Origin of the sequence: Streptococcus downei MFe28 (assembly GCF_900459175.1) — a bacterium.
Taxonomy (GTDB): domain Bacteria; phylum Bacillota; class Bacilli; order Lactobacillales; family Streptococcaceae; genus Streptococcus; species Streptococcus downei.
On the sequence record NZ_UHFA01000002.1, the window covers coordinates 556508 to 583269 of the forward strand.

Below are 26762 nucleotides of genomic sequence, written 5' to 3' on the forward strand. Positions count from 1 at the left end.
AAAGCCTTGTCCGTTTTGGACAGGGCTTTTAAGCTGAATTAGTGAAAGATGTCGTTACTAAAAATTTCGGATATTGGTCGCCAAACTTGACGATTATTCAGGTCGTCATCCCAATGAGTGTTATTGAAGAGAAGTCCTGTAATATCTCCTTGGTGATTTTTTAGAGGTCGGACAAAAGCAAATTTAGCTCCATTTGGATTGGCATCCTTATTTTCTGCCCATTCTCGTAGGGCCTTGAATTTAGCTTCCGAATAGGCATCAATGTTTTCATTCTGCCCACCTTTAGTTTCGACCACATAGGTCAGGCCGTCGATTCCTAGAAAGATGTAATCTGGGAAGAAGCCTTCTCTTTTCTGACCGTAGGCAATAGAAAAGTACTTTTCTCCTCTATCTTTACTACGGTACCACCAAGCGACCTTATCTTCGTTTTCCAGCCAAGTCTCAAAGGCTTGTTCGGGTTTGGAAGTTTTAACCCAGTTACTCTTACCATAACCTTTGTAGATGTTTTTGGTGAAAACCTCATCCTGACTGTCTTTAAACCGTTGATACATTTCATTCTTAGGGGCATTAAATTTTACGAGCTCGAGTTCGCCGTGAGTAATTCCAAATTCCAAGGAAAGTTGTTTATCAAACTTGTGGTCTGCATCTGCTCTCTTGGCTGTATCACGGATTAGTCGATAGTTGTTGATGGTAAAAGCCATTAACTCCCTTGGTTTGAGATTTAAAAACCTCTTGGTAGGACTTTCGCTACGGTTGGAGAAAAGTTCAATTAAAATTGCAGAAATATCAGCGGGTCTTTCTCGCTGAAGAAGAGGTTGGATTTTCTGCTGGACATTGAGTAACTCCAAACTGTGACTTTGGGTATCGACAGGGATAGAAAGGCCGAAAGATTGGAGCTTGTCAGAAATAATGTCTCTAGCAAGGTCATCAGACCTTTGTAGCTTTTGATTGATGAATGTCCCAAAGATAAATCCAAAACTCTCTAGTTTTTCCTGGTTCTGCTTGCTATTTTGTTCAACTAGTCCGTAATCTTTTTTGAACTGATTCCGCAAGCCAGCGACAACCTCGCTATTGGTTAGTCCGGTATGAGCATTTGGCTTGACGGACGTTAAGCCAAAATCAGGAGTATCTTCGTTCACATCGTAGGTTGCAATGTAGCTTGCTTCTCCTTTACTGAGGACTTCGGCGATATACTTTTGGTCGTTAGAATAAATAAAAGCATTATCAAGTAGAGGGTTATCATAGTGCTTTCTCTCTGGCATTCGACGGATACGACCAATGGTTTGCAAGGTAAAATTGGGGTCTGTATTTAGACGAAGTTTGACCAGGATTTTAGCTCGTGGAGCATCCCATCCGGTAGAGACAGCCTGTTTCATCAGTAAGTAATTGACGGGACTGTCAGTTTTTTCAATATTAGCGATATTTAGTTTTTCGTTGGCTAACCAAGTAGCGACCTCGCTATCATCTTGACCAATTTCGCGTAAGTAGTTCCGAACTTGCTTAATCAGGTCATCTCTTTCTTCTTTGTTAGCCCTTTTAGCATCAGGAAACTGGATTAGAACGAGTGGATTAATATTTAAGCCTAATCTTTGATATTCAGCTTTGATTTGTCGGCGTTTATCATCTGCTTGATCTAGGAAATACTGCACCATATTAGCGACAATATCACCGTCTGTTCCATCAGGGTTCAGTTCAACATTTCTGACAATTAGGCCAGCAGCGATGACATCTTCATCGTTAACTTGTACAATATCATAGCTAGGTGAGTCTGATTTTGGCGTAGCAGAGGCACGTATGATTTTATCGGCTTTAAACTTATCAATAATTTTTTGGGCTTTTTCAGTCTGGTCTCGATGTTCCTCGTCAATGATAAGAACAAAACGATGACCTTTCGATCTGGCATCAGCGATAATATCATCGAGGTTTTTAGTCTCTCCCTCTCTTAGGGCAATGGCCTTGTCATTCTTGACCCGTTCCCAGTTGAGGAAGGTTGCGGTATTTGCTTGAAAGCCAGCTGTCAAGGCCTCGTCCAAATTAATTGCACGGACTAATTTCCCATAGTCCTTGGCTCTATTCCAGGATTGTTCTTCAAGCTCGCCATTACCAGGAGTTAACCAAACAAATACATAGTCGTAAGTATGGGGATTGAGCTCAATAACATTATCCATAAAGTTGATGAGCATAATCGTTTTGCCGGCCCCTGTCGGAGCATAAAATACTGTTGTTTGTTTGTCAGACTTGAAAAATTTATCTGATAAGGTCCTGACAGCCTGTTCCTGAAAAGGGAATAATTCAATCATAAGCCAGCCTCCTTCATTTCATTGGCAAAGTAGTAGTCGGGAACATCAATAATAGTAATATATTTGTAGCGTTCTAAATCTTTTATCTCCATCATGGCGTGAGATTGTTGTCGCATATAAACTGTTTTGACGCCCTCTAAATCAAGTGTTCTAACGGCTTCAAGATTAAAGGCGGTAGCCTTATCGCTCTCCTGTAAATCAATGCCATGTTCTAACTCGATTAATGTTTTCACATGGTCGAGTAGGGTAAATTCTAAGTCATCATTATCTTTTTCAATAAAGTCCGTCTTGAAATATTTGAGGTTGTGGGGAAGTTCGTCTTGAATTTTAGAGAGCCGTTGGTAGGTAACTTCCTCGGCAATCTTATTTTCGTTGTTAGTGCAGAGGATGTACTTACGATTGCCACCATCTTCCTTGTTGAGCTGGGCAACAGCGTGTCCCGTGGTACCTGAGCCGGCAAAGAAATCGAGTATTGTGGCATCTTTCTTAGGGCTACAACTTATTATTAAGTTAATTAGATCAATATTTTTGGGGTTGGAGAATTCGATATTTGCTAATTTAAAAATTTGAGAGACTTCTAAGTCTGTCCAATTACTTGTTCTTAGCGTTGTACTACTTGGCGATACCCAAGATTGTACGCCTCCATTTTTTCCCTTCCCATTTTTAATCCTTCTCAAGAATCTTTTTTTCTTCCCAGTTCTCTCCCAGTATTCCTCTAGGCTTTCTTTATCACTAAATTTTTCAATATATTCTTGGTAATTTTTTGCAGCAATACTAGCGATTTCTTCTGACCATCTCCATTGACCGGATTCAGGTTTGAAACCTAAAATTTCATATCTCATGGTAGGCCTATCAGCGTTACTCCAAAAGACATTCCACTTTCCCTTTTCACTAAAGTTTTTCTTTTTCATTCTTACGGGATTAAATAAAAAATTTTTCTTTGCGTAGCATAAGATAGTTTCACATCCCACATTTAATGTCTTTAGTCCCTTGTTAGCGAACTGAACATTTAAGCTTTTATTTCTTCTTCTAACTATAAAAGAATTTCGAAAATTCCCCTCCCCAAATACCTCATCGCACAGCAATTTTAACTGTGCTTGTTCATTATCATCAATAGAAATGAAGATAACTCCTTCGTCGCTCAGGAGTCTCTGAGCGATTTCTAGGCGTTTACTCATGAAGGAGAGCCACTTGGAGTGGGAGTAGCCATCCGTTTTATCGACAATCTTATCATTGTAGATGAAGTCCTTATTTCCTGTGTTATAAGGCGGGTCAATGTAGATAACATCAATTTTACCAGTATGGGTCTTTTCCAATAGGTGGAGGCTGTGGAGATTATCCCCTTCTAGGAGGAAATTGTAGTCAGAGCTGTCAGGGTTACCGTGGATTTTTCGTTCGTCAATCTCCACGAATACAGGCAGCTTGGTTTCCATTTCCTCTTCGACTAATTCTGCATGTTCTTCCCAGACTAGGCCGTAGCGTTTGGAGTTGATGAGCTTGGCGAGCTTTTCTAACTTTGGAATATCTTCTAGTCTGTCATTCTTGTGTGCTCGGTCCATAAGAACTTTAATATAGGCCAAAGCCTCTTGTTTCTCGTTTTGGTGGGGCCTTTCGATAAAGTTTTTTTCGGACATTAGAAAACACCCCCAATCAAAAATGACGGAGATGTCAGTAAAAAGGCTTGACAAAAAAGACGCTTGATTACATAATCAGCGTGAGCTTGTGAGCTTGTGAGCTTGTGAGCTTGTGAGCTTGTGAGCTTGTGAGCTTGTGAGCTTGTGAGCTTGTGAGCTTGTGAGCTTGTGAGCTTGTGAGCTTGTGAGCTTGTGAGCTTGTGAGCTTGTGAGCTTGTGAGCTTGTGAGCTTGTGAGCTTGTGAGCTTGTGCTTGCATTAGCTTTCCTCTCTTCAATGAATAATAGTGGTTTTATTATATCATATTATGTGACCTCAGAATCCCTCCTCATTCCCATTTTCTGGCATTTTTGTTATGATAGAAGCATGAATTTTGAATCGATTGAAAAAGCCTATGAGCTGCTTTTGGAGAATGTCCAGCTCCTGCAAAATGACCTGAAAACTAATGCTTATGATGCCTTGATTGAGCAAAATGTCATCTATTTGGATGCCAAGTCTGAAAATGAGACGGTTTTAGCCAATCATCAGACTCTGCGCGACCTAGGCTTGTCCAAGGAAGAATGGCGACGGGCCTACCAGTTTCTCTTTATCAAGCTGGCCCAGTCTGAGCCCCTGCAGGCTAACCATCAATTTACACCAGATAGTATTGGCTTTGTTCTGCTATTCTTGTTGGAAAATTTGACCAAGGAGCAAAAACTAGATGTCCTGGAGATTGGCTCTGGGACGGGTAATCTGGCTCAAATCCTGATTAATAACAGCAGTAAGAAGCTGGATTACCTGGGGCTGGAGGTGGATGACCTCCTCATTGATTTGTCAGCCAGTATTGCTGATGTGGTGGGGTCGGAACTCAGCTTCGCCCAAGAGGATGCAGTAAGACCTTCCCTGCTTAAGGAGAGCGACATTATAGTTAGTGACCTGCCTCTTGGCTACTATCCTGACGATAGCATTGCCAGTCGTTATCAGGTAGCTGCGCAAAATGAACATACATACGCCCACCACCTGCTGATGGAGCAGTCACTCAAGTATTTGAAAGCCAAGGGCTTTGCCATTTTCTTGGCTCCAGTCAATCTTCTGACCAGTCCCCAGAGTGATCTGCTCAAGGCTTGGCTCAAGGGTTATGCTGACATCGTGGCCGTCATTACCCTACCTGAGGAACTTTTTGGCAATCCGGCCAATGCCAAGTCTATCTTTGTCCTGCAGAAGCAGACTGTTCAGGCGCCCGAGACCTTCGTCTATCCGCTGAGTGATTTGCAAGACCGAGATAAGCTCTTGGATTTTATGGAAAATTTCAAGAAATGGTCAGCTGACTATATTCTTTGAGGAAAATTTTTGCTATAATGAAACTTGAGTTTAGAAAACGTTTACATTAGAAGGGGTGGCCTATGTCAAAAACAATCGCAATCAATGCCGGCAGCTCCAGTCTCAAATGGCAGCTCTACCAAATGCCCGAAGAGGAAGTCTTGGCCAAGGGGCTGATTGAGCGGATTGGCTTAAATGATTCAATCTCAACGGTCAAATATGATGATAAATCTGATTCGCAAACGCTGGATATTCCTGACCACACCATGGCGGTTCGGATTCTCCTGGAGGATTTGCTCAAGCACGGTCTGATTAAGGATTACCAAGAAATCACTGGTGTTGGGCACCGAGTTGTGGCTGGTGGTGAATATTTCAAGGAATCTGCCTTGGTTGATGAAAAAGTTATTGAGCAGGTTGAAGAGCTTTCTCACTTGGCCCCTTTGCACAATCCAGGTGCAGCAGCTGGTATTCGGGCTTTCCGTGACATCCTGCCAGACATTACCAGCGTGGTTGTCTTTGATACCTCCTTCCATACCACCATGCCCAAGTATGCTTACCTCTATCCGATTCCGCAAAAATATTATCGTGATTATAAGGTGCGTAAGTACGGGGCCCACGGCACCAGCCATAAGTATGTCGCCCAGGAAGCGGCTAAGATTTTGGGCCGGCCTTTGGATGAATTGAAGCTGATTACGGCTCATATCGGAAATGGGGTTTCAATTACAGCTAACTATCATGGCGAGTCTGTTGATACTTCTATGGGCTTGACTCCGTTAGCTGGTCCGATGATGGGAACTCGTTCGGGTGATATTGACCCAGCTATTATTCCTTTCTTGATTCAACAGGATCCAGAACTGGGAACGGCGGCCGATGTGGTCGAAATGCTCAATAAGAAATCTGGTCTCATGGGTGTTTCTGAAAAGTCTAGCGATATGCGGGATATTGAGGCTGGTATTCAGGCCCATGATAAGAATACCGTTCTGGCCTACAATATCTTTATCGACCGCCTCAAAAAATTCATCGGTCAATACTTTGCTGTTCTCAATGGTGCTGATGCCCTGGTCTTCACTGCTGGTATGGGTGAAAATGCCGTCAATATGCGGCAGGACATCATTGCTGGCCTTTCCTGGTTCGGCATGGAAATCGACCCTGAAAAGAATGTCTTTGGTTATGTTGGTGATATTTCAACCCCAGAGTCCAAGGTCAAGGTTTTGGTTATCCCAACCGATGAAGAGCTGATGATTGCCCGTGATGTTGAACATTTTAAAAATCTCAAATAAGTTTAGCTTTGCTAATCGGTAAAGTCCAACCCAGTCTAACTTTCTTTGGAGGTCAGGTGGGGTGGGCTTTTTTGTCGGCTTGGATATGGCACTAATTAGTAATTTTTTGAATATGGCTAAGCTAGTGTCACCAACTAGTGATTTACAAGCCTAACTGGGGAAGTGAGGATAAATAGTAATTTTCTGTATTAAGCTTAAATTGATACTAATTAGTTATTTAAGTCTCTATTCAAAGTGACGCTTTTATCTAGCAATTTTTATCGTCTAGGTACAATACCCGCCATTAAAAAATACAATAGACCCTTTAGATATTCTTATTGGGCTTGCTCCCACATTAGGCTAGGGCTCTGCTATAATGAATTGGACAGTTGGATAAGGGGGCCGATATTGGTCGCTTATCCAACTTATCGGAAGGCAAGTTCGGAATTGCACAGGGCCCAAGCGGCGGCCCGGTTTTGCTTGGAGGTGAAAGTGTCAATGAATTTTCAACAGTGTCGATATGCTCAGGCTATTGCCGAGATGGGATCTTTTAGTCAGGCGGCCAAAAAGCTCTTTGTGACCCAACCTAATCTCTCAGCCTCCATCAAGGATTTGGAGGAAGAGCTGGGCGTGCAACTCTTTGTCCGATCCAATACAGGTGCCCGCTTAACGGATGATGGCAATGATTTTGTCAAGTATGCCAAGCGGATTATTGGCGAATTGGATTTGCTAGAAAGTCGTTATCAGCATAACTTTCGCAAGAGTTTCACGGTAGCCTCCCACCATTATGATTTTCTCTCACTGCCTTTGACTCAGGTAGTCCAGTCTTTTCAGGCGGATTACCAGGAGTTCCAACTGATCGAGACGACCACCAAGAAGATTTTAGAGAGTGTGGATAACTTTGAAAGTGACATGGGGATTATTTATTTGGATTCCAATAATCGCCATATCTTGGAGAAGTCCTTGGCCAATCAAGATTTGAGTTTTACCTCCTTGGGAGAATTTCCCACTCAAGTTTTTCTGCGGCGGGGCCATCCCTTGGCTGACCGCCAGGTTTTGATCCAAGAAGATTTGGAGGGTTATCCACAGGTCCGTTTTCGCCAGGAGAAGTCGGGTCTCCATTTTGATGAGGATACGCTGGAAGTCTTGGATAATCAGACCATCATGTACAGCAATGACCGAGGAACGGTCATGAATTTATTAACAGCCTCGGATGCCTATGCTTCGGGCTTAGGGATTGTCAATGGTTTTATCAAGGAGCAGATAGTCCTGATTCCTTTGGCAGATAGTCCTGTTCACACCTTGGGTTATGTGACCAATAACAAACGTAAAAGCACGCCCATTCTAGAGGCCTTCGTTGAGCGAATCAAGGAGAGCCTAGCAGAAAGTGAAAATAGTAATTGAGTCAGCTGGGCTGGCTTTTTTTGATGCTGAAAAAGTGGGAGATCTTGTAAATTGCCCTTGCTCTTTTCTCTGGCATTCGGAGAAGATCTTGTCTCTTTCATAACATGAGTAAGCCTAAGGAAAGCTCATCAGGCTATTTCTTTGCCTCAAGGTCAGTATCTCATAAGAAAAAATTATGACCAACTATAAAAAAGCTTAATTTGACGGGCTTTGTCGAGGCTTGTACAATAGACCCCAACAAAAATAAATTAAACATAGGTGATAAAAAGATGAGTAAGTCAGTCGCAGTTTTCAAAGAGCTACTGGTGGTGAAAAGTGGTAACCAAAGCTGATCCAAGATGGTCTTGAAGCCAAATTTAGCGAGCCTAGGCAAGTTAGATTCGGGGGTTCCCGTTACAGGACAAGCGATTTCCAAAGCTTTTTGAGAGGCAAAGATTTAATTTCTAGGAATTTTGGAGATGGCTAGAGTGGAATAGGTTTCCTATTCAAGTAAGGTGGTACCGCGGGAAAAAGCACTTTCGTCCTTGTTAACCCTTTGATTGGCAGCCCAATCTGGCATTTGTCAGAGCTGGCTTATCCTTCAAGTGAGGGTTTTATCAGGGATGGGAGTGCTTTTTAGCTACTTGGCTTTGTAAGATCAGCAGGGCTTAGCTATCTCATCCCCACTTATCAAGAATGGAGGTCCCTATGTTTTTCGATTTTCATTATCTGCTGGACTTGTTTCCTCAGATTCTCAAGGCCTTTCCCATCACCTTCTTCATTGTTTTGGTTTCAACCTTGGCGGGCTCGCTTTTAGGTCTCCTACTTGCGGTTGTTCGACTGGAGAAGGTACCGATTCTCAATCAGTTGACCTTGGTCTACACTTCCTTTATTCAAGGAACCCCCGTCATTGTTCAACTTTTTATTGTTTACTATGGGGTTCCTTATCTCTTGGGTCTCTTGGGCATAGATATAGCGGGTGTCAGCAAATTGACCTTTATGTATATTGCCTACAGCCTCAATGCTGGCGCCTACTTCGGCGAAATCATTCGCTCAGCTATCGCTAATGTTCCTAGACATCAGTTCGATGCGGCTTATTCTATCGGCATGGATAAGGTTCAGACCTATCGTTACTATATTTTGCCCCAAGCCGTCAAGGAAATGATCCCCAATATTGAGTTGTCCATCGTTTCCCTCCTGCAAAATTCCTCTCTGGCCACTTATTTGGGCATCTATGACATCATGGGTAAGGCCCAGCTGGTCGGGACCAATACGGCCCACCAGATTGAGGCCTTCATTGATGCAAGTATTATCTTTATCGTCCTCAGCGTGGTTATTCATTTGGCCTTCAAGCTCTTCTTTGGTGCAGACGAGGCTAAGAATGAGGAAAGCCTAGTTGAAAATACGGCATCTGATTTAGGAGAAACTACTAGCAAACCCAAGCAAAGCATTGGTCTTCATCAGACAAGTTTCAAAGAAAGTGAGTTAAGTTATGAGTAAAAATTGGGATAGAAAAAAGCTTTTAGGCCTGCTCTTGGTCCTAGTTATCATTGGTGGGGGTCTCTATTATGGCTTGAGCAATAAGAGCTCTTCCCACAAGTCGGCTAAAAATAATGCGGATGCCAAGACCATTACCATTGGGACAGGCTCGAATTTTCGCCCCTTTGTCTACCAAGATAAGGAGGGCAATGATACGGGTTATGAAATTGCTCTCTTACAGGCTATTGATGATGAATTGCCCCAGTATAAGTTTAAAATCGAGCACTATGAGTTTTCCAACCTCTTCCCTGCTCTAAAAAATAAGAAGCTTGACCTGGTCGCTAACCAGCTGGAATCCAATGCCGAAAGGCGCAAGGACTACGCTTTTTCTAAGGTAGGCTACACCCACTATGACCTGCATATCCAGTCTCTGACAGGGGGCTATGAATCCCTGGATGACCTCAAGGGCAAGAAGGTCTATGCCATTGCAGGCGGGAATGCCCCAGCTCTCCTAGAGGCCTATCTTAAGGAACATCTAGGAGCCTTCAAGATTGTTTACGGATCTTGGTCGGACCAGGTTCTGCTGGAAAACTTCAAGAATAGCACCGTTGATGCGACCCTGGCGACCAAGTATACAGTTGACTATACCAACAAGCAACTGGGCTCAAAATATGTCGCTTCCAAGAAGGTCATCAATAAGTCTTCCACCTATTATCTTTTCAGAAAGAATGACAAGGAGGAAGCCAAGCTCAATAATGCTGTCAGCAAGGTACTCAAGAAGTTCAAGAAGGACGGTACCCTCAAGAAACTTTCCAAGAAGTATCTGGGTGGGGATTATACCAACTAATAGTCTTCGGAAATCAATATTTTTCCACAGACAGGACTGGTCGATTTTCTCCACTTCCTAAGCTTTGCCAGGAGACTAGTCGGGCTGGCCTTCTCTTGACTAATGGCTAGTTTTTACGAACCCCTCTTTTCTAACTGAACAAGCTTGATTTTCTTTGACTAGCTGCTCCCTTTTCTGACTTTTCTTGACCGACCCTCTCGCTTTCCAAGGAGGTTTGCATGGATTATCACTTTATTTGGCAGTGCATCCTGATTGCCCTGCGTTATACCCCAATCACTCTCTACCTCAGTCTTTCGGCCCTTGCTCTGGGTCTGCTCTTGGGGGTACCTATCGCCCTGATTCGCTATTATCGGGTGAAATTTTGGGCCCGCCTCTTTGAATGGCTGACCAATCTTTCCAACAGCGTTCCTTTGCGGTTGCCGAGCTCTACAAGTTCTCACCAGATCCAGCCTACAAGACCTTTGTTGAAGAGGTCGTGGCTGGTGCGATTGCCGATGCCAAACCAGCAGAAGATGGAGAAGGGGCCTATTGGTCTGGTTCCTTTGGAATTCTAGCCGACTCAGGCACCCTCCTCTTGATTCTTAGCCTAGCCGACCAATTTGACCGCCAAGATTGGCGTGATTTCGCTGTCCAAGCTGGTCGCGTCCTGCTTGAGCAAGGCAAGGACTTCCCTCGAGGCGGTCGTTATTTTGAAGGGTCCTCCTTTGGTGGCAAGATTATCCCTGGCTTTCCAATTGGGGCTGGCGGTGTTGCCTATACCCTGCTCAAGCTCTATCAGGCTAGTGGAGACAAGACTTTCTTGGAGGCGACCCAGGGTGTCAAGGATTTCTACCATGCCATTTATGAAATTGACGACGAAACCATTTCTGTTCCCCACGATTTGACTGGTGATGGTCAGACACCAGAGGATACGGTTCACTATCTGGGCTACTGTGGTGGTAATGCTGGCCTCATCCGCTACCTCTATGAAGATTACAAGGTGACTGAGGATTCAACTAATTTGGCCGAAATCAAGCAGTTGCTTCATAGTATTGTAGACCTAGGGGCTCCAGAAACCCATTCAGACGGCTACTGGCATACCATTGCCTACTGCTGCGGTAGTGCCGGCTTCCTCAATGCCTTCCTGAGTGCTTGGCAGGTGACGGGAGACCAAGTTTTCCTTGATTATGCCAAACGAACAGCCCTTCAACTCTTGACTGATGGGCAGAAGGATTCGACTGATGGTCAAGAAACCTTTAAATGGGAAGAGGCCTATACCCGAGTGGAACCCGATAATATTTCGGCGCTGATTGGCTTTTACGAAGGAGCCTCTGGTGCAGCCTCGGTTCTCCTCCAATTAGCTTCAGCCCTGCAAGGAGACTTCAAGGTTTCACGGATTATTGATGATCCCTTCCCATCGACTTATTAGGATGAATTGACAAGCAAGATTGGTTCTATCATCATTTCTGGGAAAAATATAATCAATTTACTAACTTGGTCTCCTAACCCAATTCTCACTTTCCATGGGGGAGGCAGGCCTGTAAACTAGACAGACAAAGCAGACAGAAAGAGGTTTTTTATGACAAAAATTGGAATTATTGGAGCAACAGGAGCAGCTGGACGGGCTTTACTAAGGAAGCCCAAGCGCGTGGTCTGGAAACGACAGCTATCGTCCGCAATCTGGCTAAGGCCAAGGACCTTTTTGGTGATACTGTTTCTTATCTTCATCGGGATGCCTTTGATTTGACCAAGGAAGATCTAGCAGCTTTCGATGTGGTGGTTAATGCCTTATCTCCAGCGGGTTTGGACATTGCCTATCAGCATATTGATTTGGCGACCAAGTTGATTGCCTATTTTAGGGAGGCTCAAAGCCCAAGGCTCTTCTTCATCCTAGGAGCTGGTAGTCTTAAGAATGGCAAGGGTGGGCGTGTCTTGGACGATTTGGAAAAAAATCCAGACGTCGCAGCCTGGATTAATGCCCCTCGCCAACAGGCCAAGGAATTTGATTTCCTCAATCAGGTGGATAATGTCAATTGGGTAGCCATCTCACCAGGTTTCCTATTAACCGACGGCCAAAAGACCGACAGTATTCTGGGAACGGATACCATCCTCTACAGCGGTGAAAAATCCGAGACTTCAACAGGAACCTTGGCCTCAGCCATCCTTGACGAAATCCAAAACCCTCAGCACCAGCAGGAGCGGTTTACGGTGGTAAATCGTTAACCTTAATCACAGAAGTCGTCTTTGTGGAGGTGACTTTTTGTTTTTGCCCCATCATTCGTTTTTTAGTGAAAAATTCTGATAATTTTTTGAAAAAAATAGTAAATCTATGCTAAAATACTAACAATACGAAAGAAGAGGTGGCAAAGATGAAAGCAATTATCACAGTAGTTGGTAAGGACAGTCAAGGGATTGTCGCAGGTGTTTCGGCCAAGATTGCTGACTTGGGGTTAAATATTGACGATATTACGCAAACGATTTTGGATGAGTATTTTACCATGATGACGGTGGTATCCTCCCCAGAAAAGAAGGATTTTAGCCTACTTCGCTCGGAGTTAGAAAAATTGGGTGACCAACTGGGTGTCAAGATTAACATTCAAAGCTCGGCAATTTTTGATGCCATGCATAAGTTGTAAGGGGGCCTACCATGGACATTCAACAGGTTACAGAAACCATTGCCATGATTGAGGAGCAGAACTTCGACGTTCGCACCATTACCATGGGCATTTCTCTATTTGACTGTATTGACTCTGACATCAATCGGGCTGCCGAAAAGGTCTATCGCAAGATTGTTGACAAGGCGGCCAATCTGGTTGCGGTCGGTGATGAGATTTCGGCTGAATTGGGCATTCCCATTGTCAATAAGCGGGTCTCGGTCACACCGATTTCCATTATCGGTGCAGCGACGGATGCAACCGACTACCTCCCCCTTGCCAAGGCCATGGACAAGGCAGCTAAAGAAATCGGTATCAACTTTATCGGGGGCTTTTCAGCCTTGGTGCAAAAGGGTTATCAAAAGGGAGATGAGATTCTCATCAAGTCTATCCCCAAGGCCCTGGCTGAGACCAATTTTGTCTGCTCTTCGGTCAATATTGGCTCGACCAAGTCGGGCATCAATATGACTGCTGTCAGGGATATGGGGCAGATTATCAAGGAAACCGCCCGCCTGTCTGAAATGGGTCCAGCCAAGCTGGTTGTTTTTGCCAATGCAGTTGAGGACAATCCCTTCATGGCTGGGGCCTTCCATGGGGTTGGTGAAGCCGATGTGGTCATTAATGTCGGCGTTTCTGGTCCTGGTGTCGTCAAGCGGGCCCTGGAAAAGGTCAAGGGTCAGTCCTTTGATGTGGTGGCTGAGACCGTTAAAAAGACCGCCTTTAAAATCACTCGTATCGGCCAATTAGTTGGTAGTCTAGCCAGCGAGCGACTAGGGGTTAAATTTGGTATCGTCGACCTCTCCCTAGCACCAACCCCAGCCGTTGGCGACTCAGTTGCACGGGTTCTAGAAGAAATGGGGCTAGAGACCGTCGGGACACACGGAACAACAGCTGCCCTGGCCCTTCTTAATGACCAGGTTAAAAAAGGTGGTGTCATGGCCTGCAACCAGGTCGGTGGTCTGTCTGGTGCCTTTATTCCTGTTTCTGAGGACGAAGGTATGATTGCGGCAGTTGAAGCTGGCTCCCTCAATTTAGAAAAGCTAGAAGCTATGACAGCTATCTGTTCGGTCGGTCTGGACATGATTGCTATTCCAGAGGATACCCCAGCAGAAACCATCGCTGCCATGATTGCCGATGAAGCTGCTATCGGGGTTATCAATATGAAGACGACCGCTGTCCGCCTCATCCCTAAGGGCAAGGAAGGGGACACCATCAAGTTCGGTGGGCTTTTGGGCTCTGCCCCAGTCATGTCGGTCAATAAAAATTCTTCTGCTGACTTCATCGCCCGTGGCGGACAAATTCCAGCCCCAATCCATAGCTTTAAGAATTAAAAGTCTTCGTGTCCCTGCCACTTTTAGTATTCATCGGCTATAACTCAATCTTTCCTCACCAATTCGGTGGGGATTTTTCTTGCTCATACTTTTAGAAAAAGTTTGACTTGATGGGAGTGTTATAATAAGGTTGTTTTAGTTTATTTTAATCAGCAGGGGGATTTATATGAAAAAGTTTTTAGCAGTTTTACAGGTTGTCCTACTGATAGCTGGTGGCCTTTATTTTCGTCATCTTCAAAAGGTAGAAAAACGCAATCGGCAGTATGAAGTTAGCCTAGTAAAGTCTCTAAAAGATTCTTATCAAGATATTGAAGAAATAAAAATAAGCAATCCTAAATATACTTCAATACCTGGTGTTTGGTCATATAATCTTGTGCTTACTTTTAAGGATGGAAAAGAGGTCTCCTATCGAGTTGGTCATGCTTTGGAGGATAAGATTAGTCACAATGGTAGTTTACCTGGAAGAAGCAAGGACGAAAAAGAGCGAATCTGGAAAAAATTAGATTCTAAGAAAGGAAAAACTGAAAGGGTAGTTATAGTAATCTACTCTAATGGTGAGAAAGGAAAACAATAATGACCTACAATTATTCTGATGAGCAGTTGAATGATTTCGGCTTGTTTAGGTTCAAAAAGAGCTTGGGGACCCCCAGGCTCTTGATGTTTGTTTATCTTTCTAAATGTTGTCGGTTCCTTGCTTCTTCTCGAAAAGATCCAATTCGTTGCGAGGGTTCAGCTCATCTACAGGACAGCTAGCTTACAGTTTGGAGCTGTGGCTAGCAATCCATTCTTTGTAGGTCATCAGCTTTTCATCGGTTAGTGGCTCGAGCGCAATCTGCACAGTATATTCGACCGCTTCTTCTTGTTCAACAAGTAACTGGTAGCCATTCAATTGTAGGAAGCTGACTAAAACCAAAAAGGCCGTTCGTTTATTGGCATTAGCAAAGACGTGTTTTTTCACCAACTGAACAAAAAGTATGGTTGCTTTGTCAAAAAGAGTTGGGTATAGCTTCTGACCAAAAACAAACTGTTCTGGTAAATTTACAATCATATTTAAGGCAGATGCACTCATAAGTTCAATGTTTTCATTGGGAGAATAATGCTCGATAACTCTTTTATTGAGAGCGATAATTTGGCTTTCGGTTAAGTACTTTGTCATCGTTCAACTAATTCCTTGAAGATACCATCATACTCCTTCAAAATCTTATCGACATTTTTAAAGGCCTCAATGTCAGATACAAAGTGAGCGGTCTCATCTTCCTTAGGGGTGAAAACAATTTCGCCGTTTACGGTTAGGTTAGCTTCGTACTCTTTGCCGGTCGGAATGTTAAAGTCTTTTGGAATGGTAATCATAATGGAATTACCTTGTTTTCGTGTTTTTACAGTCATCATGCAGCCTCCTTTGGTAGGAGAAGTATATCATGAAATTACGGTAATGACAAGATGAAGTCTTAAGCTAGAGAGTTGACAGATGGTAGAGAGGAGAAGGAATTTATTGATTTGATGAGCTTCCTACTTAGCCCTTTGTCTAGCCTTTGCCCAACAGAAGCGAGGCAACTAACTTTGGCAGGAACTTCTTACAAAATTCTTTGGCAATTGTTTTTCTTCCTGTCAGTCTAATCCAGTCAAATTATGTTATGCTTTAGTTATGGAGGTGATTCTATGCCAGTGTTCTACCAAGGTAGGCCGGCCCAGGTCTGGCGAGTTGACCCAAATGCTCCTTACCCCGACTGGGTTGCTAAGGCCTTAAAGAAGAATGAGTTAATCTGGAAGGAAGATAATACACTTCAAGTGCTGATTCCTAGCCTTTTCCCTCATTGGCATAAGTCTAGCCGTTACTGGGGCTATGGGATCTATGCCCTTGCCAATCCTGGTGATTATATTGACTTGACAAATGAGCGGCTTCTTAGCCCCAAACAATTCATCAGAGACTATCAAAAGGTGGACGGTTTCTAGCAGGAGAAGGGTTTTCCATCCCTAGGAAAGCAGGTATATTTGCCGTCTTCTTTAATTTCCTTAAATTTGTTATAATAGAAAGAAAATCAAGGAGAAAGGTCTTATGACGAAAACACGCTTATTTATTGCCCGTCATGGCAAGACCATGTTTAATACTATCGGCCGGGCCCAAGGTTGGTCTGACACGCCCTTGACCAAGGAGGGTGAGCAAGGTATCCAAGAACTGGGCCTAGGTCTCAAGGCGGCAGGTCTTCATTTTGTGGCGGCCTATTCTAGTGATAGTGGCAGAACCCTCTTGACCATGGAGATTATCCTACGGGAGTTGGGTCAAGAAACCATTCCTTACAAGCGAGATAAGCGCATCCGCGAATGGTGTTTCGGTAGCCTGGATGGTGGTTACGATGCCGAGCTCTTTAATGGCGTTATTCCGCGGGTCTTTGACAAACCGGTGGAAGAAATGACCTACCAAGATATGGCAGAGGCCATTATGGCCGTTGATACAGCTGGTTGGGCTCAACCTTGGGAAGTGCTTAAGGACCGCATTATTTCAGGTTTTACCGATATTGCCAAGGAAGTTGAAAGCAAGGGTGGTGGCGATGCCATCGTGGTTAGCCACGGCATGACCATTGCCACTCTTATGGGGCTTATTGACCCTAGTCAGCCAAGGAGTCTGGCTTTGGATAATGGCAGTATCTGTCAGCTAACCTATGAGGATGGGGACCTCCATATTGAAGCCATCGGAGATATGAGCTACCGCCATAAAGGACGGGAAATTTTAGAAAAGGAAAGAAATGAATAAGCGGACCAAGCAATTTTTGACGATTTTTTTTGCGGTTTTAATCCTTATTTTTGGCTTTGCCTATTTCCATGATAAAAAGGCTAGCCAAGAGGCTAAGGAAAGTGCTGGTCAGACGACAAAGAGCAAGCAGCTGGCAAGAGCTGATGCCAACTCCTCGTCTGATGCGGCTTCCTCAAGCTCGGACTCAGGATTGCCAGATGTTTCCAAGGACGACTGGCAGTTGATTCTGGTCAATCGTGATAATGTTACTAAGGAGCTTAACCCAGACCTAACAACCGTTGATAATATCAAGGTCGATGCTCGGATTGCCGATAATGTCAAGGAATTTCTGGCAGCCGCTCAGAAGATTGACAGTAGTGAGCATCTGATCTCCGGCTATCGCAGTGTTGCCTATCAAAAGGAACTCTTTGATAGTTACGTCAAACAAGAAATGTCCAATGACCCTAGTTTGACCGAGGAGCAGGCCCAGGAAAAGGTCAAAACCTATTCGCAACCAGCTGGAGCCAGCGAGCATCAGACCGGGCTAGCTATCGACATGAGTACTATTGATAGCCTCAATGAAAGTGATCCTAATGTGGTTGAACAGATTAAGGAAATTGCTCCAGATTATGGCTTTGTCCTTCGCTTCGAAAAGGACAAGAGTGAGTCAACCGGTGTTGATTACGAAGATTGGCACTTCCGATATGTCGGCAAGGCCTCTGCCAAGTATATGACCCAGCATAACCTGAGCTTGGAAGAATATGTCGCCCAATTGAAAAAATAAGAGATCAGAATTTCTCGCAACCTCTGTAAAACTCGAATATAGAGATGAAGTGTCTAAGGGCTTTTTATAAAAATCTCTAGCCCACTTACAAGTTAATGTAGGTTGCTATTTCCAATTAACCCACATAGACGTCGCAATTAGAGAGGAAAATAAAGATGCAGTCAAGGCTAAAGTTTCGGCCTTTCATAATGGTCTTTGGGCTCATTCTGGCCCTTGTCCTTTTACCGCTCCTGTTAAATATGAGAACCAAGGCAGCCAATACGAAGGTGACAACCAGCTATAGTCAGGCTTCCTTTATCAAGGAGGTGGCACCAGTTGCCCAGAAGTTGTCCAAGGCCTATGGGGTTAAGGCTTCGGTGCTGATTGCGCAGGGGGCCCAGTCGACCGACTACGGTTCCAATTTATTGGCCGTTCGCTACCATAATTATCTGGGAGTCCTAGCCCAGCCTGGTGATCCGAAAATCGTCTTGACCACCCAGTCCTATGAAAAAGGCAAGTGGCAGACGGTTAAGCAACCTTATAAGATTTATAAGGACTGGCAGGATAGCCTCTATGATTATATGGAGGAAATTAGTTCAGGCTATTGGGGCAAGCAGCTCTACACAACTTTGGCTACTACAGAAGAATATACGACGGCTGCTCGTGCCCTGCAAAAGGCAGGGGTGGACACTGACCCTGAGTATGCCAACAAACTAATTGCCATTATTCAGGAAAAAAATCTAACCCAATATGATGGTTAAGGGATGTATTTAGAGGAATAGATGAATTAGCACTCTTTAAAAAAGAGTGCTAATTTTTTGAGTTTTCCTCTTGACAGGTCATTTTAGAGCGGTATAATAGAACCATGAATTAGCAGTCGATGACTTAGAGTGCTAATAGAATGAACGGAGGTCGCTGAGATGATAACACAACGGCAAAATGATATCTTATCCATCATCGTCGAACTGTTTACCCAAACTCACGAGCCCGTTGGTTCCAAGGCCTTACAGTCCTATATTTCTTCCAGTAGCGCTACCATTCGTAATGATATGGCAGCTTTGGAAAAAGTTGGGCTCCTAGAAAAGGCCCACACTTCTAGTGGTCGTCTCCCCAGTCGGCAGGGTTTTCAGTACTATGTCAGCCACCTTCTTAATTTAGAGCGGGTTGACGAGGGGGATGCCTACCAGGTTATCAAGGCTTTTGATTTTGAATTCTTCAAGTTGGAAGATGTTCTTAAAAAAGCTAGTGATGTCCTGGCCGAGCTGACGGCTTGCACGGCGATTACCCTGGATGTGGAACCTAGCAATCAGCGCTTGAGCGCATTTGATATTGTCAAACTCAGTCATCATGATGCCCTAGCGGTGATGACCTTTGATGATTCCAATACGGTTACCAGCCAATTTGCCATTCCTAAGAATTTTCTTGATGAGGATCTCTTGGTGCTCAGTCGTTTAGTAAGAGAGCGCTTCTTGGGGCAAACCGTCATGGAAATCCACTATCGGATTCGAACGGAAATTCCCCAGATTGTTCAACGCTACTTCAAGACGACCGATAATGTTTTGGAACTTTTTGAGCATATTTTCAAGGAAATGTTTGTCGAAAAGATTTTTCTTTCGGGAAAGGAAAACTTGCTCAAGTATTCGGATGATCAGACCTATCGGCTCATGGATAAGATCCAGGAATTGGCCCTAATGATTCGGCAACAGTTCCATGAGGAAGAAGCCTATGTGATTAGGTTGGCTGATGAAGATAAGCAAGGGTTTGAGGCTCTGAGTCAACTCTCTTATAAGTTTTTGATTCCTTATCGGGGCTTTGGCAATTTGACCTTGTTGGGACCTGTAACCATGGACTATAAACGCTCCATGGGACTCCTGAATATTGTCAGTCGGGTCTTAACCATAAAGTTGGCCGATTTTTATCGCTATTTGAGCAGTAACCATTACGAAGTCAATTAGACTCTTTGAAAAGGAGGCATTATGTCAGAGGATATTAAAAAAGAAGAAAAAGAGGAAGTGTCCCAAGAGGCTCAAACTTCTGAAGCGCAAGAAGAGCAGGAGGCACAAGAAAAAACTCCCGAGGAGCTCTCTGAAAAGAGTGAATTGGAAGTAGCCTTGGAGAAGGCCGAGGATTTTGAAAATAAATTCTTACGAGCTCACGCTGAGATGCAAAATATTCAGCGACGGGCTAATGAGGAACGCCAACAATTGCAAAAGTATCGCTCACAAGACCTAGCCAAGGGTGTTCTTCCTAGCTTAGATAACTTGGAGCGGGCCTTGGCCGTTGAAGGTTTGACGGATGATGTCAAAAAAGGGATTGGAATGGTGCAGGAAAGTCTCCTGCAGGCCCTGAAGGAAGAAGGAGTCGAAGAGGTCCCTGTGGAGAGCTTCGACCACAACTTCCACATGGCCGTTCAAACCCTGCCAGCGGATGATGACCATCCAGCTGACAGCATTGCCCAAGTTTTGCAAAAGGGCTATCAGTTGCATGACCGCCTACTTCGACCAGCTATGGTCGTGGTTTATAACTAGCCCATGTTCTTGCTTGCTAAGCGAGTCATCCGCAAAGGCCAATCGCTCTGGCGAATGGCCTAGGCACCTTACTCATTTTCCACACGAATAGTAACGATTGGTATAGAAAATGGCCTAATTAGCAACCCTAACTTGTCCGCAACGACATAAAACTAGGAAAAAGGAAAAACGGCTCACAAAAGAGAACGAAGTGAGCCTGAAACAATATTTTCCGCCGTGGTGACAACCTCAGAATAGTATCTATTCTGAGGTAGGGGAACTTTGAGACTTTAGGCTCAAAGTTAAGGTATGAGACACCGAAGGTGACTGTTACCGTCCCCACCACCTAAGGAAAATATTAAATTAAAAAGTAAACAAGAGGTAAAAAACATGTCTAAAATCATTGGTATTGACTTAGGGACAACAAACTCAGCAGTTGCAGTTCTTGAAGGAACTGAAAGTAAAATTATTGCCAACCCAGAAGGTAACCGTACAACCCCTTCTGTTGTCTCCTTCAAAAACGGTGAAATCATCGTAGGTGATGCAGCCAAGCGTCAAGCAGTAACTAACCCAGATACCGTTATCTCTATCAAATCGAAGATGGGGACTTCTGAAAAAGTTTCTGTAAACGGTAAGGAATATACCCCACAAGAAATCTCAGCTATGATTCTGCAATACTTGAAGGGCTACGCTGAAGATTATCTTGGTGAAAAAGTAGAAAAGGCTGTTATCACAGTTCCTGCTTACTTTAACGATGCTCAACGTCAAGCGACTAAGGACGCTGGTAAAATCGCTGGTCTTGAAGTCGAACGGATCGTCAATGAACCAACTGCAGCTGCCCTAGCTTATGGTCTTGATAAGACTGAAAAAGATGAAAAGATCTTGGTCTTTGACCTTGGTGGTGGTACCTTCGACGTTTCTATCCTTGAATTAGGTGATGGGGTCTTTGACGTATTGGCAACTGCCGGTGACAACAAACTCGGTGGGGATAACTTTGACCAAAAGATTATTGACTACCTAGTTGACGAATTCAAGAAAGAAAACGGTATCGACTTGTCAAACGACAAGATGGCTCTGCAACGCTTGAAAGATGCGGCTGAAAAAGCTAAAAAAGATTTGTCAGGTGTGACCCAAACACAAATCAGCCTGCCTTTCATCACTGCTGGTGATGCTGGTCCTCTCCACTTGGAAGTTTCCCTTTCTCGTGCGAAATTTGATGATTTGACCCGTGACCTCGTTGATCGCACCAAGACCCCAGTTCGTCAAGCCTTGTCTGATGCTGGTTTGTCCCTGTCAGAAATTGACGAAGTTATCTTGGTCGGTGGTTCAACACGTATTCCTGCCGTAGTTGAAGCTGTTAAGGCTGAAACTGGTAAGGAACCAAATAAATCTGTAAACCCTGATGAAGTGGTTGCCATGGGTGCTGCTATCCAAGGTGGTGTTATCACTGGTGATGTCAAAGACGTTGTCTTGCTTGATGTTACCCCATTGTCTCTCGGTATTGAAACCATGGGTGGCGTCTTCACTAAACTGATTGACCGCAACACCACTATCCCAACCTCTAAGTCTCAAGTCTTCTCAACTGCCGCTGATAACCAACCAGCCGTTGATATCCATGTTCTCCAAGGGGAACGCCCAATGGCAGCGGACAACAAGACCCTGGGTCGTTTCCAATTGACCGATATTCCAGCCGCTCCTCGTGGTGTGCCACAAATCGAAGTTACCTTTGACATTGACAAGAACGGTATCGTTTCTGTTAAGGCTAAAGATTTGGGTACTCAAAAGGAACAACACATTGTCATCAAGTCTAACGATGGTCTCAGCGAAGACGAAATTGAACGCATGATGAAGGATGCGGAAGCTAACGCTGATGCTGATGCTAAACGCAAGGCAGAAGTTGATCTTAAGAATGAAGTTGACCAAGCTATTTTCTCAACTGAAAAGACCTTGGAAGAAACCGAAGGCAAGGACTTCGATGCTGAACGTGATGCTGCTCAGGCTGCTCTTGATGACCTCAAGAAGGCTCAAGAATCAGGCGACACTGATGACATGCGTGAAAAATTGGGAACCCTTAACGAAAAGGCCCAAGCTCTAGCCGTTAAGCTCTACCAACAAGCAACTGCTTCACAAGGAGCAGAAGGTGCAGACCAAGCTAACGATGCTAATTCCAAAGATTCAGGCGACGACGTCGTAGATGGTGAGTTTACTGAGAAGTAAGATGTTGAGGTATTAATATGAACGATAGAATTGAATTGGAACTCATCTCTGATGAAACACATGAAAATGGTACATATGATGAGAGAGTGAGAACTTATAAATGTCCTTGTGGAGAAGGAACTGTTGTCTGGTCTAAAGACCGTCCGAATGGCAGTGGTTACGGCTATCAAGCAACTTTTTCAGATGCATTTTGCTATTGTGACAATTGTAAAGCTAAATATGATGTTAGCGAACGGAAAGGCTATGCGACTCCGCTATAAATCATAAAGTATGGAAATCCAGAGGTTGCAACCCAGCCTCTATTTTTCGGTAAGAAACGAATTGGAACGGAAATTTCTGGTTCTTTCTTTTACTAAGCTAGAAAGGAACTGAACCCGACCTAAATTCTCGGAAAAAAGAGAAATCAGCTTAGGAGCATCGCTCCGTCGCCTGATTTCCTATTTTTCAGTCGAATTTTACGGTCTTGGTATCTTACATGAACAATACAGAATATTATGACCGTCTAGGTGTCTCTAAGAATGCTTCTCAGGATGAGATCAAGAGAGCCTATCGGAAATTATCTAAAAAGTACCACCCCGACATTAATAAGGAAGCTGGGGCGGAGGACAAATATAAAGAAGTCCAAGAGGCTTATGAAACGCTGAGCGACGAGCAAAAGAGGGCAGCCTATGATCAATACGGTGCAGCGGGAGCTAATGGTGGCTTTGGCGGCGGTGCAGGCGGCTTCGGTGGTTTTGATGGCTCCGGTTTTGGTGGCTTTGAAGACATCTTCTCAAGCTTCTTTGGAGGCGGTGGGGCCAGCCGTAACCCTAGTGCCCCTCGCCAAGGGGATGACCTTCAATATCGCCTCAACCTTGAATTTGAAGAAGCGATTTTTGGTGCTGAAAAGGACATCACCTATAACCGTGAAGCCGAATGTGAAACCTGTCATGGCTCAGGAGCTAAGCCAGGAACCAGTCCAGTTACCTGTAGTCGCTGTCATGGTCAAGGGGTTATCAATGTTGATACCCAAACACCTCTGGGCATGATGCGTCGCCAAGTGACCTGTGATGTCTGTCACGGTACTGGTAAGGAAATCAAGGAACCATGTAACACCTGTCATGGTACTGGCCATGAAAAGAAGGCTCACAAGGTTTCTGTTAAGGTGCCTGCTGGTGTGGAAACTGGTCAACAAATTCGCCTGCAAAATCAAGGGGAAGCTGGTTTCAATGGCGGTCCTTATGGCGACCTCTTTGTCATCATCAATGTCCTGCCCAGCAAGAAGTTCGAGCGTGATGGCTCAACCATCTACTACACCCTCAATATCAGCTTTGCCCAGGCAGCGCTTGGTGATACCGTAGAGGTGCCAACTGTTCATGGTGCTGTTGAAATGACCATTCCAGAAGGAACCCAAACAGGTAAGACCTTCCGTCTCAAGGGCAAGGGTGCCCCTCGTTTGAGAGGCAATGGCCAAGGTGATCAGCATGTGACCATCAATGTTGTGACCCCAACCAAGCTTAATGAGGCTCAAAAAGAAGCCCTCCTGGCCTTAGCGGCAGCTAGTGGTGAAAATAGCATTCAACCTAAGAAAAAAGGCTTCTTCGATAAGGTCAAAGATGCCTTTGATGGCGAATAGAATCATAAAGTAAGGAGCAGATTAGGGGTCTGCTCCTTTTTTGGCGCTAAATTTACTGGCATCAAGACTCAACTTCTGCTTGACGGCCCTGAGCAAACTCTTGGGCTCATCTCCAAGTAGGCTATTAGTTCTGTCGCTTATGCCTTGTCTGATAAAATCTGTCTGGGGACAGATTCCTTCTTTTTCTCTGGGCAAGCCAAATATATCATGCTAAAATAGGGCCATGGTAAGATATAAGGCTATTATTTCCTACGATGGAACCCTCTTTGCTGGATTTCAACGCCAGAGCAAGGAGCGATCGGTTCAGGAGGAATTGGAAAAAACCTTAGAGCGACTAAATAGTGGCAATCCTGTCAAGGTGCACGGGGCTGGTCGAACTGACAGCGGGGTTCATGCTTATGGACAGGTTATTCATTTTGATTTGCCCCAGACCCGTGATGAGGAGAAGCTTCGCTTCGGTTTGGATACCCAGTCCCCTGAGGATATTGATGTGGTAAGCGTTGAGCAGGTCCCTGAAGTTTTTCATGCCCGCTACAACCCCCACAGCAAGACCTATGAGTTTTTGGTGGATACGGGCCGTCCTAAGAATCCCATGATGCGAGCCTATGCCACCCATTTTCCTTATCCAGTAGACTTAGGAGCCATGCAGGAAGCCATAGCTGATTTGCTTGGAACTCATGATTTCACGGGATTTACAGCCTCTGGGACTTCGGTAGAAAATAAGGTCCGAACCATTAGCCAGGCCAAGGTTGAACGTGATCCCAAAACGGGTTTTCTGGTCTTCACTTTTTCTGGGAATGGTTTCCTCTATAAGCAGGTCAGAAATATGGTCGGTACCCTCTTGAAGATTGGCAATGGTCGAATGCCGGTCAGTCAGATTAAAACCATCTTGGCGGCCAAGGATAGAAATTTAGCTGGCCCTACAGCAGCAGGCAATGGCCTTTATTTAAAGGAGATTACTTATGACTAAAAAGATACTTGCGATTTCAGGTAACGATGTTTTTAGCGGTGGCGGTCTCTACGCCGACCTGACCACCTATACCCTCAATGGTCTGAGGGGCTTTCTGGCGGTGACCTGCCTGACGGCCATGACCGAGCAAGGCTTTCAAGTTTTTGCGACGGATTCCCAGGTTTTTCAGGCTCAACTGGATAGCCTGAAAACGATTGATTTTTCAGGAATTAAGCTGGGCCTCCTGCCTAATGTTGAGGTCGCTGAGGCAGCCCTAGCCTTCGTCAAGTCCCATGACAGCCTGCCCATCGTCTTAGATCCGGTTCTTGTTTGTAAGGAAAAGCACGATGTGGCCGTTAGTGCCCTGCGAGATGAGCTCCTACAATTTTTGCCTCATGTCACTATCGTGACCCCAAATCTGGCGGAGGCAGAAATTCTTACAGGCCTTTCTATTAAGGGGCTTGAGGATATGAACTTAGCAGCTAAGCAGCTCTATGACATGGGAGCCAAGGCGGTTATCGTTAAGGGCGGTAAGCGTTTGGATTCAGATCAGACATTGGATGTTTTTTACGATGGAAAAAGATTAGAGGTTCTATCTGCACCCCTGTCAGACAAAAATAATGTCGGGGCTGGTTGCACCTTTGCCTCTAGTATTGCTAGCCAACTGGTTTTGGGGAAAGAGCCATTTGAAGCTGTCAAATTGGCCAAGGACTTTGTCTATCAGGCAATTTTGCATTCGGATGATTATGGGGTGGTGCAGGCCTATGAGAAATAATCGGACAAGCCAGCTGACACTTTTAGCTCTATTGACGGCTCTGAGTTTGGCTTTGGGTTTTGTAAATATTCCAACCCTGACAGGCTTTTTAACCTTACTTGATACAGGTATCTTTTTTACAGCCCTTTATCTGGGGAGTCGTTCGGGTGCCGTGGTTGGTGGTCTATCAGCCTTTCTTTTGGATTATCTCCTAGGCTATCCCCAGTATATGATTTTTAGTCTCCTAGCTCATGGCCTTCAGGGTTATTTTGCCGGTTGGACTGGCGCTCGTCGTTATATTGGTGTGGTTCTTGCTAGTCTTGCCATGGTAGGGATATACATTCTAGCTGCCCTGATTCTTGGCTTTGGTTGGGGAGCGGCTCTTGCTGGTATCTGGGGCAACCTCTGCCAAAACCTCTTGGGCCTCCTTCTAGGGGCAATCTTTTATCGAGCCTTTAATAAGGCCTTTCCGAGAAAGGGAGGAAGCTAATGGATTTGCAACTATTAGAAAAGAAAACGCGGGCTATCGTTAAGGACATCTTGGATCGCTCAGCCATCAAGAAAGGGCAAATCTTTGTTTTGGGCCTCTCTTCAAGCGAGGTTGCAGGTGGTCGTATCGGTCAGAATTCTAGTCTAGAGATTGGCCAGGTCATCGTTAAGACCATTCTCCAAGAGACCCAGGCCAAGGGAGTCCACCTAGCTGTCCAAGGCTGTGAGCACCTCAACCGCGCTCTGGTTGTCGAAGAGGCGGTAGCAGAAAGCAAGAATTTGGAAATTGTTAATGTCCTGCCTAGTCTCCATGCGGGCGGTAGTGGTCAATTAGCCGCCTTTGACTATATGGAAAATCCTGTTGAGGTCGAAGAAGTAACAGCCCATGCTGGTCTTGATATTGGCGATACCTTTATCGGCATGCACGTCAAGCGAGTCCAGGTTCCCTTGTTTCCTCTTGAGCGAGAGTTGGGTGGAGCTCATGTCACCGCCCTAGCCAGTCGGCCTAAATTGATTGGGGGAGCCAGGGCCAAGTATAAGGCAGACCCCATTCGTAAGAATTGAGTATCGTCA

General features: G+C 44.7%; 26 protein-coding genes, 1 pseudogene and 1 other annotated feature. Of the genes and pseudogenes, 23 read left to right on the plus strand and 4 right to left on the minus strand.

The window, feature by feature from the left end:
• Positions 1-38: 38 nt before the first annotated feature.
• The gene (locus tag DYE66_RS02720) at positions 39-2297 is read right to left on the minus strand and encodes a DEAD/DEAH box helicase family protein (protein ID WP_115325184.1); all 2259 of its coding nucleotides are present in this window, start codon (positions 2295-2297) and stop codon (positions 39-41) included.
• The gene (locus DYE66_RS02725; protein WP_115324861.1) at positions 2297-3934 is read right to left on the minus strand and encodes a site-specific DNA-methyltransferase; all 1638 of its coding nucleotides are present in this window, start codon (positions 3932-3934) and stop codon (positions 2297-2299) included. The genes DYE66_RS02720 and DYE66_RS02725 overlap by 1 nt, the downstream gene beginning before the upstream one ends.
• A 365-nt stretch (positions 3935-4299) precedes the next feature.
• On the opposite strand from DYE66_RS02725, the gene DYE66_RS02730 reads away from it, so the two are divergent.
• The 10 genes and pseudogenes from DYE66_RS02730 to DYE66_RS02780 all read left to right on the plus strand — a co-directional run bounded on the left by DYE66_RS02730 (position 4300) and on the right by DYE66_RS02780 (position 14738).
• A complete protein-coding gene (locus DYE66_RS02730) occupies positions 4300-5253 on the plus strand; it encodes a class I SAM-dependent methyltransferase (RefSeq protein ID WP_115324863.1) in 954 nt (317 codons plus the stop codon).
• A 62-nt stretch (positions 5254-5315) separates the two neighbouring features.
• Positions 5316-6512, plus strand: coding sequence for an acetate kinase (locus DYE66_RS02735; protein ID WP_115324865.1), 1197 nt, complete (start codon positions 5316-5318; stop codon positions 6510-6512).
• A 477-nt stretch (positions 6513-6989) separates the two neighbouring features.
• Complete coding sequence (locus DYE66_RS02740; RefSeq protein WP_115324867.1) at positions 6990-7895, plus strand: LysR family transcriptional regulator; 906 nt, start codon at positions 6990-6992, stop codon at positions 7893-7895.
• 252 nt (positions 7896-8147) lie between these two features.
• Positions 8148-8424 (plus strand) — a binding site (T-box leader).
• A gap of 158 nt (positions 8425-8582) precedes the next feature.
• Positions 8583-9374, plus strand: a complete 792-nt coding sequence (locus DYE66_RS02745; RefSeq protein WP_115324869.1) for an amino acid ABC transporter permease — start codon at positions 8583-8585, stop codon at positions 9372-9374.
• Positions 9367-10200, plus strand: a complete 834-nt coding sequence (locus DYE66_RS02750; RefSeq protein ID WP_003000751.1) for a transporter substrate-binding domain-containing protein — start codon at positions 9367-9369, stop codon at positions 10198-10200. Before DYE66_RS02745 ends, DYE66_RS02750 begins: the two co-directional genes overlap by 8 nt.
• Positions 10201-10579: 379 nt before the next feature.
• Positions 10580-11608: a lanthionine synthetase LanC family protein gene (locus DYE66_RS02760; RefSeq protein WP_244914161.1), complete on the plus strand. Its 1029-nt coding sequence runs from the start codon at positions 10580-10582 to the stop codon at positions 11606-11608.
• A 150-nt stretch (positions 11609-11758) separates the two neighbouring features.
• Positions 11759-12402, plus strand: a pseudogene (locus tag DYE66_RS02765) (NAD(P)-dependent oxidoreductase).
• Positions 12403-12548: 146 nt separating this feature from the next.
• Positions 12549-12815, plus strand: coding sequence for an ACT domain-containing protein (locus DYE66_RS02770; protein WP_003000666.1), 267 nt, complete (start codon positions 12549-12551; stop codon positions 12813-12815).
• Between the two features lie 11 nt (positions 12816-12826).
• A complete protein-coding gene (locus DYE66_RS02775; RefSeq protein WP_003000661.1) occupies positions 12827-14164 on the plus strand; it encodes a PFL family protein in 1338 nt (445 codons plus the stop codon).
• A gap of 166 nt (positions 14165-14330) precedes the next feature.
• Positions 14331-14738, plus strand: coding sequence for a hypothetical protein (locus DYE66_RS02780; RefSeq protein WP_115324871.1), 408 nt, complete (start codon positions 14331-14333; stop codon positions 14736-14738).
• A gap of 180 nt (positions 14739-14918) precedes the next feature.
• On the opposite strand, the gene DYE66_RS02790 is transcribed toward DYE66_RS02780, so the two are convergent.
• Together DYE66_RS02790 and mazE are read right to left on the minus strand one after the other, a co-directional pair.
• Positions 14919-15320 (minus strand): type II toxin-antitoxin system death-on-curing family toxin, encoded by a 402-nt coding sequence (locus DYE66_RS02790; RefSeq protein ID WP_115324873.1) that lies wholly within the window; start codon positions 15318-15320, stop codon positions 14919-14921.
• Positions 15317-15550, minus strand: coding sequence for a type II toxin-antitoxin system PemI/MazE family antitoxin (mazE, locus tag DYE66_RS02795; protein ID WP_115325185.1), 234 nt, complete (start codon positions 15548-15550; stop codon positions 15317-15319). Before mazE ends, DYE66_RS02790 begins: the two co-directional genes overlap by 4 nt.
• Positions 15551-15823: 273 nt before the next feature.
• Between mazE and DYE66_RS02800 the strand changes: the two genes are divergently transcribed.
• The 13 genes from DYE66_RS02800 to DYE66_RS02855 all read left to right on the plus strand — a co-directional run bounded on the left by DYE66_RS02800 (position 15824) and on the right by DYE66_RS02855 (position 26753).
• On the plus strand, positions 15824-16117 hold the full coding sequence (locus DYE66_RS02800; protein ID WP_115324875.1) for a hypothetical protein: 294 nt from the start codon (positions 15824-15826) through the stop codon (positions 16115-16117).
• Between the two features lie 103 nt (positions 16118-16220).
• Positions 16221-16916, plus strand: a complete 696-nt coding sequence (locus DYE66_RS02805) for a histidine phosphatase family protein (protein ID WP_115324877.1) — start codon at positions 16221-16223, stop codon at positions 16914-16916.
• Positions 16909-17679, plus strand: coding sequence for a M15 family metallopeptidase (locus DYE66_RS02810; RefSeq protein ID WP_019782181.1), 771 nt, complete (start codon positions 16909-16911; stop codon positions 17677-17679). The genes DYE66_RS02805 and DYE66_RS02810 overlap by 8 nt, the downstream gene beginning before the upstream one ends.
• A gap of 155 nt (positions 17680-17834) precedes the next feature.
• A complete protein-coding gene (locus DYE66_RS02815; RefSeq protein ID WP_115324879.1) occupies positions 17835-18419 on the plus strand; it encodes a glycoside hydrolase family 73 protein in 585 nt (194 codons plus the stop codon).
• 159 nt (positions 18420-18578) lie between these two features.
• Entirely contained in the window at positions 18579-19613 is a 1035-nt protein-coding gene (gene hrcA / locus DYE66_RS02820) for a heat-inducible transcriptional repressor HrcA (RefSeq protein WP_003000694.1), read from the plus strand.
• A 21-nt stretch (positions 19614-19634) separates the two neighbouring features.
• Entirely contained in the window at positions 19635-20186 is a 552-nt protein-coding gene (gene grpE, locus DYE66_RS02825; RefSeq protein WP_003000713.1) for a nucleotide exchange factor GrpE, read from the plus strand.
• Between the two features lie 369 nt (positions 20187-20555).
• Positions 20556-22382, plus strand: a complete 1827-nt coding sequence (dnaK, locus tag DYE66_RS02830; protein WP_115324881.1) for a molecular chaperone DnaK — start codon at positions 20556-20558, stop codon at positions 22380-22382.
• Positions 22383-22399: 17 nt separating this feature from the next.
• Complete coding sequence (locus DYE66_RS10765) at positions 22400-22642, plus strand: hypothetical protein (RefSeq protein ID WP_142744371.1); 243 nt, start codon at positions 22400-22402, stop codon at positions 22640-22642.
• Positions 22643-22857: 215 nt separating this feature from the next.
• Positions 22858-23997: a molecular chaperone DnaJ gene (gene dnaJ / locus DYE66_RS02835; RefSeq protein WP_003000678.1), complete on the plus strand. Its 1140-nt coding sequence runs from the start codon at positions 22858-22860 to the stop codon at positions 23995-23997.
• 223 nt (positions 23998-24220) lie between these two features.
• Positions 24221-24967, plus strand: coding sequence for a tRNA pseudouridine(38-40) synthase TruA (gene truA, locus DYE66_RS02840; RefSeq protein ID WP_003000709.1), 747 nt, complete (start codon positions 24221-24223; stop codon positions 24965-24967).
• A complete protein-coding gene (locus DYE66_RS02845) occupies positions 24960-25721 on the plus strand; it encodes a bifunctional hydroxymethylpyrimidine kinase/phosphomethylpyrimidine kinase (protein WP_003000715.1) in 762 nt (253 codons plus the stop codon). The genes truA and DYE66_RS02845 overlap by 8 nt, the downstream gene beginning before the upstream one ends.
• Entirely contained in the window at positions 25711-26190 is a 480-nt protein-coding gene (locus DYE66_RS02850; RefSeq protein ID WP_003000692.1) for an ECF transporter S component, read from the plus strand. The genes DYE66_RS02845 and DYE66_RS02850 overlap by 11 nt, the downstream gene beginning before the upstream one ends.
• Positions 26190-26753, plus strand: a complete 564-nt coding sequence (locus tag DYE66_RS02855) for a TIGR01440 family protein (RefSeq protein WP_003000752.1) — start codon at positions 26190-26192, stop codon at positions 26751-26753. The genes DYE66_RS02850 and DYE66_RS02855 overlap by 1 nt, the downstream gene beginning before the upstream one ends.
• Positions 26754-26762 lie beyond the last annotated feature (9 nt).

Coding starts and splice junctions, on each gene's coding strand:
- DYE66_RS02805 (WP_115324877.1), top strand. CDS start 16,221: ATGACGAAAACACGCTTATTTATTGCCCGTCATGGCAAGACCATGTTT.
- DYE66_RS02790 (WP_115324873.1), bottom strand. CDS start 15,320: ATGACAAAGTACTTAACCGAAAGCCAAATTATCGCTCTCAATAAAAGA.
- DYE66_RS02740 (WP_115324867.1), top strand. CDS start 6,990: ATGAATTTTCAACAGTGTCGATATGCTCAGGCTATTGCCGAGATGGGA.
- DYE66_RS02760 (WP_244914161.1), top strand. CDS start 10,580: ATGGCTGACCAATCTTTCCAACAGCGTTCCTTTGCGGTTGCCGAGCTC.
- DYE66_RS02850 (WP_003000692.1), top strand. CDS start 25,711: ATGAGAAATAATCGGACAAGCCAGCTGACACTTTTAGCTCTATTGACG.
- DYE66_RS02770 (WP_003000666.1), top strand. CDS start 12,549: ATGAAAGCAATTATCACAGTAGTTGGTAAGGACAGTCAAGGGATTGTC.
- hrcA (WP_003000694.1), top strand. CDS start 18,579: ATGATAACACAACGGCAAAATGATATCTTATCCATCATCGTCGAACTG.
- dnaK (WP_115324881.1), top strand. CDS start 20,556: ATGTCTAAAATCATTGGTATTGACTTAGGGACAACAAACTCAGCAGTT.
- DYE66_RS02735 (WP_115324865.1), top strand. CDS start 5,316: ATGTCAAAAACAATCGCAATCAATGCCGGCAGCTCCAGTCTCAAATGG.
- DYE66_RS02745 (WP_115324869.1), top strand. CDS start 8,583: ATGTTTTTCGATTTTCATTATCTGCTGGACTTGTTTCCTCAGATTCTC.
- grpE (WP_003000713.1), top strand. CDS start 19,635: ATGTCAGAGGATATTAAAAAAGAAGAAAAAGAGGAAGTGTCCCAAGAG.
- DYE66_RS02810 (WP_019782181.1), top strand. CDS start 16,909: ATGAATAAGCGGACCAAGCAATTTTTGACGATTTTTTTTGCGGTTTTA.
- DYE66_RS02845 (WP_003000715.1), top strand. CDS start 24,960: ATGACTAAAAAGATACTTGCGATTTCAGGTAACGATGTTTTTAGCGGT.
- DYE66_RS02750 (WP_003000751.1), top strand. CDS start 9,367: ATGAGTAAAAATTGGGATAGAAAAAAGCTTTTAGGCCTGCTCTTGGTC.
- DYE66_RS02730 (WP_115324863.1), top strand. CDS start 4,300: ATGAATTTTGAATCGATTGAAAAAGCCTATGAGCTGCTTTTGGAGAAT.
- dnaJ (WP_003000678.1), top strand. CDS start 22,858: ATGAACAATACAGAATATTATGACCGTCTAGGTGTCTCTAAGAATGCT.
- DYE66_RS02725 (WP_115324861.1), bottom strand. CDS start 3,934: ATGTCCGAAAAAAACTTTATCGAAAGGCCCCACCAAAACGAGAAACAA.
- DYE66_RS02780 (WP_115324871.1), top strand. CDS start 14,331: ATGAAAAAGTTTTTAGCAGTTTTACAGGTTGTCCTACTGATAGCTGGT.
- DYE66_RS02815 (WP_115324879.1), top strand. CDS start 17,835: ATGCAGTCAAGGCTAAAGTTTCGGCCTTTCATAATGGTCTTTGGGCTC.
- mazE (WP_115325185.1), bottom strand. CDS start 15,550: ATGACTGTAAAAACACGAAAACAAGGTAATTCCATTATGATTACCATT.
- DYE66_RS02775 (WP_003000661.1), top strand. CDS start 12,827: ATGGACATTCAACAGGTTACAGAAACCATTGCCATGATTGAGGAGCAG.
- DYE66_RS02800 (WP_115324875.1), top strand. CDS start 15,824: ATGCCAGTGTTCTACCAAGGTAGGCCGGCCCAGGTCTGGCGAGTTGAC.
- DYE66_RS10765 (WP_142744371.1), top strand. CDS start 22,400: ATGAACGATAGAATTGAATTGGAACTCATCTCTGATGAAACACATGAA.
- DYE66_RS02855 (WP_003000752.1), top strand. CDS start 26,190: ATGGATTTGCAACTATTAGAAAAGAAAACGCGGGCTATCGTTAAGGAC.
- truA (WP_003000709.1), top strand. CDS start 24,221: ATGGTAAGATATAAGGCTATTATTTCCTACGATGGAACCCTCTTTGCT.